This is a genomic window from Staphylococcus sp. GDY8P47P, assembly GCF_016892225.1.
Classification (GTDB): Bacteria; Bacillota; Bacilli; order Staphylococcales; family Staphylococcaceae; genus Staphylococcus; species Staphylococcus borealis.
Genome location: NZ_JAFENV010000031.1, coordinates 42,573 through 49,424, shown reverse-complemented (window position 1 = coordinate 49,424; position 6,852 = coordinate 42,573). Strand labels below are relative to the sequence as shown.

Annotated in this window: 6 protein-coding genes; 1 reads left to right on the top strand and 5 read right to left on the bottom strand. The window is 33.8% G+C overall.

The window, feature by feature from the left end; all coding sequences use genetic code 11:
* The first annotated feature begins 136 nt into the window (after positions 1-136).
* The gene (locus JVV30_RS11385) at positions 137-688 is read left to right on the top strand and encodes a 3'-5' exonuclease (RefSeq protein ID WP_053030379.1); all 552 of its coding nucleotides are present in this window, start codon (positions 137-139) and stop codon (positions 686-688) included.
* 61 nt (positions 689-749) lie between these two features.
* Here JVV30_RS11385 and dinB read toward each other — a convergent pair whose 3' ends face one another.
* The 5 genes from dinB to gatB all read right to left on the bottom strand — a co-directional run bounded on the left by dinB (position 750) and on the right by gatB (position 6,843).
* Positions 750-1,820: a DNA polymerase IV gene (gene dinB, locus JVV30_RS11380; protein ID WP_053030380.1), complete on the bottom strand. Its 1,071-nt coding sequence runs from the start codon at positions 1,818-1,820 to the stop codon at positions 750-752.
* A 101-nt stretch (positions 1,821-1,921) separates the two neighbouring features.
* Positions 1,922-2,470 (bottom strand): DUF3267 domain-containing protein, encoded by a 549-nt coding sequence (locus JVV30_RS11375; protein ID WP_053030381.1) that lies wholly within the window; start codon positions 2,468-2,470, stop codon positions 1,922-1,924.
* 129 nt (positions 2,471-2,599) lie between these two features.
* The gene (gene rlmD, locus JVV30_RS11370) at positions 2,600-3,961 is read right to left on the bottom strand and encodes a 23S rRNA (uracil(1939)-C(5))-methyltransferase RlmD (protein WP_053030382.1); all 1,362 of its coding nucleotides are present in this window, start codon (positions 3,959-3,961) and stop codon (positions 2,600-2,602) included.
* A 101-nt stretch (positions 3,962-4,062) separates the two neighbouring features.
* The gene (locus tag JVV30_RS11365; RefSeq protein WP_053030383.1) at positions 4,063-5,055 is read right to left on the bottom strand and encodes a diacylglycerol kinase; all 993 of its coding nucleotides are present in this window, start codon (positions 5,053-5,055) and stop codon (positions 4,063-4,065) included.
* Positions 5,056-5,415: 360 nt separating this feature from the next.
* On the bottom strand, positions 5,416-6,843 hold the full coding sequence (gene gatB, locus JVV30_RS11360) for an Asp-tRNA(Asn)/Glu-tRNA(Gln) amidotransferase subunit GatB (RefSeq protein WP_070855034.1): 1,428 nt from the start codon (positions 6,841-6,843) through the stop codon (positions 5,416-5,418).
* Positions 6,844-6,852 lie beyond the last annotated feature (9 nt).

The window sequence follows — 6,852 nt, the reverse complement described above, 5'->3', positions numbered from 1 at the left end:
AGCTAAGCAAGCTGGGAGTGAACACGAATTTTAAAAGAATTCTGTCCACTCCCTTTTTTAGTTGTGCAACATTCTGGAAATGTTTTTATACTACTACTAAAATGAAAACATCTATACATGAAAGGATGGTGTAAATATGGATAATGCTTTTATTGCATTAGACTTTGAAACAGCAAATGGTAAACGTACAAGTATCTGTTCTGTTGGTATGGTTAAAGTTGTCAATAATGAGATTGTTGAATCCTTTTACACTTTAGTCAATCCATTTGATTATTTCTCAAAGACGAATATAAATGTTCATGGTATTACACCTGAGGATGTCAATAATGCGCCCAGTTTTGACTATGTATATCCCTATATGATGCAATTTATTGATAACTTACCTGTTGTTGCACATAATGCTGCCTTTGATATGAATGTACTTCACCAAAGTTTAAAGCAATTAAATATTGAAACTCCGTCAATGATTTACTTTTGTTCGTATCAACTTGCTAAACGTACGATTGATGCATATCGCTATGGTCTTAAACATTTAATGAATCATTATCAATTAGACTTTCACGGTCATCATGATGCGCTCAATGATGCCAAAGCATGTGCAATGATTACATTTAGATTATTAAAGCATTATGATAATTTGCAAAGTATGCTCCAAATTTATGGTAAAAATTTAAAAGATAAAGGCTAACGCATGATGTGAAATGTATTTTGATAAGCAAAGTACATTTTATCGGCATTGACCTTTATCTTTAAATAAAATCATAGATTGTCATATTTTTATATGTTGATTGTTCTAAATTCCCTACTGTGACACCAATTAATCTTATTGGAATATCGGGATCCTTTAATTCGTTATATAAATCATAGGCAACATTGTATATATCAATATCACTATTAACCGGCTCTCTTAAGCTCCTTTGTTTTGAAAATGTTTCATACTGATATGTTTTTAATTTAACTGTTACAGTGCTACCTGATTTTTGCAATTTAGTTAAACGTTCTGCTGTTTTTCCAGATAGTTCCCATATCTTCTGCAATATGACTTCATCATCATTGACATCAGTTGAAAACGTGCGTTCAGTTCCCACGGATTTACGCACTCTTTTCGCTTTCACTTCACTATGATCAATACCTCTGGCTTTCTGATATAAGCCACGACCTCTTTTTCCAAACCAACGTATTAAGTCAAATTCTGTTTTGTCATATAAATCTTTCCCTGTGTAGATATCATGATGATGCATTACTTTTTTCGAGGCTTTGCCCACACCTGGAAAGTCGCCAATATCTAAATTCATTAAAATATCATTTACATTATTATAATCAATAACCATCATGCCATTCGGTTTGTTCATTCCACTTGCTAATTTTGCTAAGAATTTATTATACGAAACACCTGCAGATGATGTTAAACCCGTTTGTTCAAAAATATCACGACGAATAAAACTTGCAATTTTTGATGCCGGTAAGTCAGATCTGACTAAATGTGTAATATCTAAATATGCTTCGTCGAGTGACATTGGCTCAACGATATCTGTGTAACTTTTAAATATAGACATAATAATAGCAGAAGCTTCTCTATAGGCATCAAACCTTGCGCTGACATAATAACCATTGGGGCATAATTTATGGGCTTGAGACATTGGCATTGCAGAATGAACACCATATTTTCGCGCTTCATATGATGCAGTAGAAACCACGCCGCGTGTACTCGCCTTCCCACCAACAATCACTGGTTTCCCTTTTAATTTAGGATTATCTCGCATTTCTACTTGCGCAAAAAAGTAATCCATATCTATATGTATAATTCTTCTTTCAGCCATTGTCTCACCTCTTTAAAAAATAAGCCTCAACGTAATTATAATGTGAAATCTTTCAAAACTCATGAAATGTGCACATATATAATCATATTGAGACTTATGATTTATTCAAACTCATTATTAACTTGTATAGGACGCTGATAATACATAATTAATCCTTCATCGGATGGATGAATGTACTCAAATTTATTCGTAAACGTAATACCTACTAGATATAAATCTATTAGACAATACCCGAAATGAATACTTAACATGATGATAATTGAAGAGTACGTATAATAACTAAATATCAACATTAATAGACCAGTAATGATGACCATTGGAGCTAACATAATTGTGCAAAATTGCCATTTGTTAAAACATTTTTTTGAAATATGTACTAATAGAAATCCTTTTTTATATTTTAATTTAGGCTGTTCACCCTTTGAAAAAATAAAAAACGAAAGTCTGTGAATCAATTCATGTAATCCTAAAATAACGACAAAACCTAAAAATCCATAGAGTAAATTAGCTAAAAAAGTTTGCTCATGAATAGTTGTAAACATAAACGCCCACTTGTATGTAAACAATATCATAAATAAAACCACGACCAATTGGGTTGTAATAAACTTAGGTAAATTGATTCGACTAGGCGAAAAATCAAATTTTTGCACAAAAATGACCTCCAATCTTTCTTAATTTCAACCATAGTATACACAGTCTATATCGAGAAAAAAACCTTTTCTATAAGATTTAATGCGCTGTAATCATTTCTTAATATTCGTATTATGAAATATCACGTATCATTTTCTTTCAAACAATGCTACTGTTTCTACATGTGTTGTTTGTGGGAACATGTCGACCGGTGTAATTTCTTTCAACTCATATTGTGTGTCTAAAATTTGTGCATCCCTTTGTTGTGTTGAAGGGTTACACGAAATATACACAATACGTTTAGGATTAAGTTTCAGTAAAGTTTGTAAGAAGGTTTCATCACAGCCTTTACGCGGTGGGTCTACCATTACAACATCCGGTCTGATACCTTGTTGTTTCCATTTTATAATGACCTCTTCAGCTTTACCACAGACAAAAGTTGTATTTTCAAATCCATTTAAAGTCGCATTTTGCTGTGCATCCTTAATCGCAGATGGCACAACTTCAACACCATACACATGTTTAGCTACTGGTGCCATGTATAGACCTATCGTACCAATACCACAGTATGTATCGAGTACTGTTTCTTCTCCTGTTAACTGCGCATACTCTATTGCTTTTTGATATAATTTCTCAGTTTGAGATGAATTAATTTGGTAAAATGATTGATCACTAATCTTAAATGTTGTATCGCTAAGTTGATCTACAATTTTGTCTTTACCATATAGTGTTATCGATTGTTGACCCATAATAACATTAGAATGGCTGTTATTAATGTTTTGCTTAATACTCGTAATGTTAGGAAATGTTTGTTTTAACTTTTCCACTAGAATTGAAGCGTCTCTAAAATGTTTTCCATTGGTTACAAAGATAACCATCATTTCATCGGTATAATAGCCTGTGCGAATAACTAGATGTCTTAACAATCCACTTTTAGTACGTTCATTATAGATACTGATATGATATTCTTTAATCCATTGTTTAACGTGATTCATAATATCTTGATGTATACCATCTTGGATTAAACAACTATCCATATCAATAATATCGTGACTTCGTTGTCGATAATATCCCATGACTGCTTGTCCATTTTTATCGGTACCAATAGGTAGCTGTGATTTGTTTCTATAATGCCATGGATTATCCATTCCAACAGTTTTATGAATGGTTGTATCGGTAAATTGTGCTTTTCTATGGAAGAGATTAATCACTTGTGATTGTTTCATTGCCAATTGTGCTTCATAAGTCATATGTTGTAATTGACAACCACCGCACTTCCAATAATATTTGCATGGTGGTTCAACGCGATGCTCACTCGGTTTCACAACTTGAAGTAGTTTGCCTATCGCAAAATTTTTCTTTACTTTGATAATTTTGTATTCTATTTCTTCTCCAATTAACGCATTTGGCACAAAAATTGGGTAACGATCGATTTTGATAACACCATGCCCTTCGTGCGTTAAATCAACAACATTACCATGGTTAATTGCATTTTTACTTATTGTTTCCATTATTTCACCCCACATAAAAAGAGGTTGGAGTAGTTTAACCTAGGTTTGTTTTTCATACCCAAGCCATTAAAACTATTGCTCAACCTCTTCAACTGTATAAATTACTCTGATATTTCATTATTTCTTATAATCTCTTCATTTGATGGTTTTTCTTCAATGATACCATCTTCAACTTGCTGATCTTCAGTTAACTCCTCGTTGTATATATCCTTTGGTGTGCATACTTCGATATGACGCTTTAAATTCAAGAAATTGGCTGGTAATTTACCGCCATATTCTCCATCTACATTCAATTGCATTTCTGTAAATGATGAAATATTAATAGATGTTGCCTTTTCATAGATGACTTTTGGATGTTTAATGTGTTCTCCACGAGACGCTAATGTCATAATATGTCCTAATTCAGCCAAGTTAGCCTTTTCAACAATAATCAATGTAAAATGACCATCGTCTAATTTCGCGTCTGGAACTAATTTCTCAAATCCCGCCATAGAGTTTGTAAGTCCTAATAAGAATAATAATGCTTCACCTTGAAAGACTTGATTATCGTATTCTATTCTTAAATCTACCGCTTTCATTTGAGGTAACATTTCAAAACCTTTGATGTAATACGCGAAAGGACCCACGATAGACTTTAAGCGACTTGGCGTTTCATAGGACACTTGCGTTAATTGTCCGCCGGCTGCTAAATTGATAAAGTAGCGGTTATTCATCTTACCAATATCAACTTTCGTTGTATGATTATCAATGATGACATCAACCGCCCCCATAATATCGCTTGGTAGATGTAAGGCTCTACCGAAATCATTCACCGTCCCCATAGGAATAATGCCTAATTTTGGGCGATTAGGTTGCTCCGCGATACCATTTACCACTTCATTAAGCGTGCCATCTCCACCAGCAGCTATGATAATATCATAATCTCTTTTAAGTGCACGTTCCGCTTCAAGTGTTGCGTCTCCTTCACGCTCTGTTGCATAAGCACTTGTTTCGTAACCGGCACGTTCTAATTTTATTAAAACATCTGGTAAAGTTCTTTTGAAGAGTTCCTTTCCAGAAGTTGGATTATAAATGATTCTTGCACGTTTTCTCATAAATTATCCCTCATCTTTTTATACATATTCTTATATTAAATGATTTATAAGAGAGTTGGAAGTATTTAAATCAATAAACTTTAAAATACATCCTATATATTATCAGTCATATAGTGATTGTAAATCTTATATTACACCGGGTGCTAGCGCTTAAAATGTACCAAAATTAAAAAGGAGCGGGACAGAATTCTTTTGAATTCGTCGTCCCACCCCCGCAAGGATGACTAGAACTGAGAAAAGCTTGATTTAAGCGCCTTCTCAGCTCAGTCAGCTACTGCGAATTTGCAAAATAGCATTATTATATTATTTTTTCCCAGACTGTTAATTAATCATTGAATGACATACAAATGCATCATTTAATTAGCGTTTATCTAATTCTTGTTTTAAAATTTGGTTTACTTTTTGAGGGTTAGCTTGGCCTTTAGATGCTTTCATAATTTGACCAACTAAGAAGCCCATCGCTTTGCCTTTACCATTTTTATAATCTTCAACTGATTGTGGATTATTGTCTAACGCCTCTGTAACAAATTGAGTTAAAGTAGCCTCATCAGAGATTTGTACTAAACCTTTGTCTTCCATAATTTGTTTAGCATCTCCACCATTTTCAGCTAACTCTGGGAAAACTTTTTTAGCGATTTTACTACTCATTGTACCGTCTTCAATAAGTTTAATCATACCAGCAAGGTTTTCTGGCGTTAATTGAGTATCTTGTAACTCAACTTGATTTTTATTTAAATATTCATTAACGCCACCCATTAACCAGTTAGATGTTAATTTAACATCGGCACCTTGGTCTATAGCACCTTCAAAGAAATCTGACATTTCTTTAGTAAGTGTTAAGACGTGGGCATCGTATTCTGGTAATCCTAAATCATTAACGTATTTCGCTTTACGTTCGTCTGGTAATTCAGGAATTGTTTCACGTACGCGTGCTTTCCATTCATCATCAACGTATAAAGGTACGATATCAGGTTCAGGGAAGTAACGATAGTCATCTGAACCTTCTTTAACACGCATTAAGATTGTTTTGCCAGTTGATTCATCGAAACGTCGTGTCTCTTGTCCAATAGTACCACCGTTTAATAATTCTTCCTCTTGGCGTTTTTCTTCATATTCTAAACCTTTTCTTACATAGTTAAATGAGTTAAGGTTTTTCAATTCAGTTTTAGTACCGAATTCTTTTTGTCCATAAGGACGTAATGAAATGTTGGCATCACAACGTAATGATCCTTCTTCCATTTTACAGTCAGATACGCCAGTGTATTGGATGATTGAACGTAATTTTTCTAGATAAGCATATGCTTCTTTTGGAGATCTGATATCCGGTTCAGAAACAATTTCGATTAATGGTGTACCTTGACGGTTTAAGTCAACTAATGAATAACCATCTTTATGTGTTGATTTACCAGCATCTTCTTCCATGTGAAGACGTGTGATTCCAATACGTTTTGTTTCACCATCTACCTCGATATCAATATATCCATTTTCACCGATAGGTTGATCAAATTGAGAAATTTGATATGCCTTTGGATTGTCTGGATAGAAATAGTTTTTACGGTCAAATTTAGAATTTGTCGCAATGTCCATATTTAAAGCCATTGATGCACGCATAGCCCAGTCTACAGCACGTCTATTAACGACTGGTAATACACCAGGATATGCTAAGTCAATAACATTTGTATTTGAGTTAGGTTCAGCTCCAAAATGTGCTGGTGATGGAGAGAACATTTTTGAGTCTGTTTTTAGCTCAACGTGAACTTCAAGCCCGATAACTGTTTCAAAATGCATTATTTCCAC